The sequence below is a fragment of the Streptomyces sp. CO7 genome (genome assembly GCF_053474865.1).
The window spans coordinates 126,311-131,713 of record NZ_JBRIOU010000002.1 but is presented as its reverse complement, the minus strand read 5'-3'; the positions used below and the strand labels follow the sequence as shown (position 1 = coordinate 131,713).

The 5,403-nt window shown below is 73.1% G+C and carries 4 protein-coding genes; 3 read left to right on the top strand and 1 reads right to left on the bottom strand.

Features of this window, described 5'->3' with window-relative positions:
* Positions 1 to 42: 42 nt before the first annotated feature.
* Complete coding sequence (locus ACOV8S_RS02480) at positions 43 to 1,173, bottom strand: ferrochelatase (RefSeq protein ID WP_448315859.1); 1,131 nt, start codon at positions 1,171 to 1,173, stop codon at positions 43 to 45.
* Between the two features lie 203 nt (positions 1,174 to 1,376).
* Between ACOV8S_RS02480 and ACOV8S_RS02475 the strand changes: the two genes are divergently transcribed.
* The 3 genes from ACOV8S_RS02475 to sepH all read left to right on the top strand — a co-directional run.
* Positions 1,377 to 2,624: an MFS transporter gene (locus tag ACOV8S_RS02475; protein WP_448315857.1), complete on the top strand. Its 1,248-nt coding sequence runs from the start codon at positions 1,377 to 1,379 to the stop codon at positions 2,622 to 2,624.
* On the top strand, positions 2,575 to 3,903 hold the full coding sequence (locus ACOV8S_RS02470) for a D-arabinono-1,4-lactone oxidase (RefSeq protein ID WP_448315855.1): 1,329 nt from the start codon (positions 2,575 to 2,577) through the stop codon (positions 3,901 to 3,903). Before ACOV8S_RS02475 ends, ACOV8S_RS02470 begins: the two co-directional genes overlap by 50 nt.
* Before the next feature lie 487 nt (positions 3,904 to 4,390).
* Positions 4,391 to 5,403, top strand: a 1,013-nt coding sequence (gene sepH / locus ACOV8S_RS02465; protein WP_448315853.1) for a septation protein SepH, incomplete at its 3' end; no start/stop codon positions are given.

The following is a 5,403-nucleotide window of genomic DNA, read 5'->3' as shown; positions in this document are numbered from 1 at the left end:
GGCGCGGTGGGGACGGCGCTGGTGCGCCGCCCCCGGGTCCGGTCAGGCGTACGGGCTGTCCGCGCCCGCCGCGGCCGGCTTCGGGTCGCGCGCCGCGGGGCAGCAGCCCACCGGGCACACGTCGTGGCTCGCGCCGAGCGCGCCCAGCGCGCACGGCTTCACGGACCGGCCGCGCTCGGTGGCCGCCCGTTCCACGACCAGGTCCCGGACCGCCGCCGCGAACCGCGGGTCGGCGCCGACCGTCGCGGAGCGCCGCACCGGCAGCCCGAGCTCCTCGGCCTTGGCCTTGGCCTCGGTGTCGAGGTCGTAGAGGACCTCCATGTGGTCGGAGACGAAACCGATCGGCACCATGACCACGGCCGGGACGCCCGCCGCGTGCCGCTCCTCGAGGTGGTCGCAGATGTCCGGCTCCAGCCACGGGATGTGCGGGGCGCCGGACCGCGACTGGTAGACCAGCTGCCAGGCCCGCTCCACGCCGGTGCGCCCGCGCACCGCCTCGGCGATCAGCTGGGCGACGTCCAGGTGCTGGCGCACGTACGCGCCGCCGTCGCCGTGCTCGCCGACCGGACCGGAGGTGTCCGCCGAGGCGGTCGGGATGGAGTGCGTGGTGAACGCCAGCTGGGCGCCGTCGCGCACCTCCTCGGGGAGGTCCGCCAGGGCCTCGACCACGCCGTCGATCATCGGCTCCACGAAGCCCGGGTGGTTGAAGTAGTGGCGCAGCTTGTCCACCCGGGGCAGCTCCAGCCCTTCGGCCTCCAGCGTGGCCAGGGCGTCCGCGAGGTTCTCGCGGTACTGCCGGCAGCCCGAGTAGGAGGCGTAGGCGCTGGTGGCCAGCACCAGGATCCGGCGGCGCCCGTCGCGGACCATCTCACGGAGGGTGTCGGTGAGGTAGGGGGCCCAGTTGCGGTTGCCCCAGTAGACCGGCAGGTCCAGCCCGTGCTCGGCGAAGTCCGCGCGCAGGGCGTCCAGGAGTTCGCGGTTCTGGTCGTTGATCGGACTGACGCCGCCGAACAGGAAGTAGTGCCGGCCCACCTCCTTGAGGCGTTCCTTGGGGATGCCGCGCCCCCGGGTGACGTTCTCGAGGAACGGCACCACGTCCTCGGGGCCCTCCGGACCGCCGAAGGAGAGCAGCAGCAACGCGTCGTAGGGGGACGATTCGAGCACATCTGGCATGACTGGATCCTCCCACTGGCGACCGGTGGCGGGGAAACCGGGCCGCCCGGCCGGGTCGCCCGCATCCCTGCGCCCCCCTTGCCCCCACGCTCCCCGTCCGGACGCCCGTACACCCGGGGCACACCTGGTCGAACCAGTCGTAAGCTGTATCGGCCAACCACTTCATGACCTGGGCAGCGACGCCCCTTTTCCCCGGAGAGCCCGTGCCCTCGCCCTACCGCGCCCTCTTCGCGCCGCCCGGGACCCGCGGCTTCTCCGCCGCGGGGCTGGTCGGCCGGATGCCGCTGTCCATGATGGGCATCGGCGTGGTCACCATGATCTCCCAGGTCACCGGCCGTTACGGCCTGGCCGGCGCACTCTCCGCGACCATCGCGCTCTCCTCGGCGGTGCTCGGCCCCCAGATATCCCGGCTGGTGGACCGTCACGGGCAGAGCAGGGTGCTGCGCCCGGCGGTCCTGGTGGCGCTCACCGGCGCCGCCGGCCTGTTGGCGGCGACGCGTCTGCGCTGGCCGGACGCCACCCTGTTCGTCTTCGCCGCCCTGGTCGGCTGCGTGCCGAGCCTGGGCTCGATGGTGCGGGCCCGCTGGGCGGCCCTCTACCGCGGCACCCCGATGCTCCACACCGCCTATTCCTTCGAGTCGGTGATCGACGAGGTCTGCTTCATCGTCGGCCCGATCGTCTCCATCGGCCTGTCCACCGCCTGGTTCCCGGAGGCGGGACCGCTGCTGGCGGCGGTGTGCATGGCGGCCGGAGTGTTCTGGCTGACCTCCCAGCGCGCCACCGAACCGAAGCCCCACCCGCCCGAGGAGTACGTGCGGGGCAGCGCGCTGCGCTCCCCCGGTCTCCAGGTGCTGGTGGCGACCTTCGTGGCCACCGGGACGGTCTTCGGCGCGGTCGACGTGGTGACGGTGGCCTTCGCCGAGGAGCTGGGCCACAAGGCCGCGGCCAGCCTGGTCCTCGCGGTCTACGCGGCCGGTTCCTGCGTCGCCGGACTGGTCTTCGGCGTGCTGCGCGTCCACGGCCGCCCGGAACGTCGCTGGCTGGCGGGTGTGTGTGCGATGGCCGCGAGTATGATCCCCCTCCAACTGGTCGGGAACCTGCCGTTCTTGGCCGTGGCGCTGTTCGTCGCGGGCCTCTTCATCGCCCCCACGATGATCACCACGATGTCCCTGATCGAGCAGCACGTACCACGCGCGCAGTTGACCGAGGGCATGACCTGGATCAGCACCGGCCTCGCGGTCGGCGTCGCGCTGGGTTCCTCGGCGGCCGGACTGGTGATCGACTCGGCCGGCGCGCGGACCGGGTACGTGGTGCCGGCCGTGGCCGGAGCCGCCGCGGTGGCGGTCGGTTTCCTCGGGTACCGCCGGCTCACCAGGCCGGCCACGTCGCGGGGAGGCACCGTTGAGCAGCACGGCGAACGCACGGACACGGCAGAGCGACACCTGGCGTAACTGGGCGGGCAACGTCACCGCCCGCCCGGCCCGGCAGGTCGCGCCCGGCAGCGCCGAGGAGGTCGCCGCCGCGGTGCGCGACGCGGCGGAACGGGGTCTGCGGGTCAAGCCCGCGGGCACCGGTCACTCCTTCACCGCGGCCGCGGCCACCGACGGCGTACTGATCCGCCCCGAGCGGCTGGCCGGGGTGCACCGCGTGGACCGGGCCGCGGGCACGGTCACGGTCGGCGCCGGGACGCCGCTGAAGCAGCTCAACGCGGCGCTGGCCGGCGAGGGTCTGTCGCTGACCAACATGGGCGACATCATGGAGCAGACGGTCTCCGGCGCGGTGAGCACCGGGACCCACGGCACCGGCCGGGAGTCCGGCTCGATCTCCGCACAGATCGTCGCCCTCGAACTGGTCACCGCGGACGGCTCGGTCCTCACGTGCAGCCGCGAGGAGAACCCCGAGATCTTCGCCGCCGCCCGGATCGGCCTCGGCGCGCTGGGCGTCGTCACCGCCCTGACGTTCAAGGTCGAACCGGTCTTCCTGCTCACCGCGCGCGAGGAGCCGATGAGCTTCGACCAGGTCACCGGCGCCTTCGAGGAACTCTGGTCGTCCAACGAGCACTTCGAGTTCTACTGGTTCCCGCACACCGGCAACTGCAACACCAAGCGCAACAACCGCAGCGCGGGCCCGCCGCGTCCGCTGGGCCGGGCGGGCGCCTGGCTGGAGGACGAGTTCCTCTCCAACGGCGTCTTCGGAGCGGTCAACCGGCTGGGGCGGGCGGTGCCGGCGGCCATACCGGCGATCGCGCGGATATCCAGCCGGGCGCTCTCCGCCCGGACCTACACCGACATCCCCTACAAGGTGTTCACCTCGCCGCGCCGGGTGCGCTTCGTGGAGATGGAGTACGCCCTGCCGCGCGCCTCGATGGTCGACGCGCTGCGCGAACTGCGGTCCGCGGTCGACCGGTCGGGGCTGCGGGTCAGCTTCCCGGTGGAGGTGCGCACCGCGCCCGCCGACGACATCACGCTCTCCACCGCCTCCGGCCGGGACAGCGCCTACATCGCCGTCCACATGTTCCAGGGCACCCCCTACCAGGCGTACTTCACCTTGGCGGAGCGCATCTTCACGGCCTACGAGGGCAGACCCCACTGGGGCAAGGTGCACACCCGCGACGCCGGCCACCTGGCCGGCGTCTACCCCCGTTTCGGCGAATTCCTGGAGCTGAGGAACCGGCTGGACCCCGAACGGCGTTTCCAGAACGACTACCTGAGGCGGGTGCTCGGGGAGTAGGCGGCGCGCGCCGGACGCGGGCGCCGCGACAGGAAGATCACTGCGCGGGCGATTGGAACGGGCGGGACGGGGCAGGGATCAGGGGCGTGGACCGGGGCGTGAAACACGCCACGTCGCAAGGGCCGTCCGGGCCTTGGGACGCCGTGCCGGGACGATCTTGGGGTGACCCGCCCCGATTTCGACCGGCGCGCCAATCCACGCACGTGGCCCAAATGGAGTAGTGTTCAGAGCCCTGGGTCCGGACTCCCGCCTGGGCGCCCGCGATCCGTCAGGAACGCCGGGGAGGGAGGCTGTTGCCCAGGGTGACCGATCTGGGTCACTTGACGTTGCAAACAGGTAACCGTGCCATGACGGTGAGCCTGGGCCCGGCGCCCGACACGCCGGGCAACTCGGCAAGGTTGTGGCAGGCTGCACCCGGGCAGGCCACACTCGACTAGCGGAAGCAGCGACGCACGTGACGTCGGCAGGCACCACCCGGGAGGTCCCCATGCCCGAACTGCGTGTCGTGGCCGTCTCCAATGACGGCACACGGCTGGTGCTCAAGGCTGCGGACAGCACGGAGTACACGCTTCCGATCGACGAACGGCTGCGCGCCGCCGTGCGCGGCGACCGTCCCCGTCTCGGACAGATCGAGATCGAGGTGGAGAGCCACCTCCGTCCCCGCGACATCCAGGCCCGTATAAGGGCTGGAGCCACCGCGGAGGAGGTCGCCCAGCTGGCCGGCATCCCGGTGGACCGGGTGCGGCGTTTCGAGGGCCCCGTGCTGGCCGAGCGCGCGTTCATGGCGGAGCGCGCGCGCAAGACCCCGGTGCGGCGCCCGGGCGAGAACACCGGTCCCCCGCTGGGCGAGGCGGTCCAGGAGCGGCTGCTGCTGCGCGGCGCCGACAAGGACACCGTGCAGTGGGACTCCTGGCGCCGCGACGACGGCACCTGGGAGGTGCTGCTGGTCTACCGCGTGGCGGGTGAGCCGCACACGGCGAGCTGGACCTACGACCCGCCGCGCCGTCTGGTCGCCGCGGTCGACGACGAGGCGCGCTCGCTGATCGGCGAGTCCGACGACCTCGGGCCGGCCGAGCCGGCGCATCCCTTCGTGCCGCGGATCGCGCGGCTGCCGCGGGACCGTGACCGCGAGCGTGACCGGGGCGACCGGTCGGAGCGGGCCGCGATCGTGCCCGCGCAGGCGCAGCCGTCCGACCTGGAGGAGGAGAGCGCGGGCGACTCGCTCACCAGCCTCCTCGAGGCGGTGCCGAGCTTCCGTGGTGACCTGGTCGTGCCGGAGATCCCCGGCGAGGGGTCCGACGGTCCGGACACCGAGCCCGACGTCGAGGAGCCGCCCGCGCCGGCGGCCTCCGCGGGGGCGGGCTCCGCGTACGCGGACGTTCTGATGCCGCGGGCGGTCAGCAGCCACCGGGACCGGCTGATCGGGGCGACGGACCGTCAGGCCGAGGCGGACGGGGTGCGTCCCGGCCGCCGCGCGGCGGTCCCCAGCTGGGACGAGAT

Coding starts and splice junctions, on each gene's coding strand:
- ACOV8S_RS02480 (WP_448315859.1), bottom strand. CDS start 1,173: ATGCCAGATGTGCTCGAATCGTCCCCCTACGACGCGTTGCTGCTGCTC.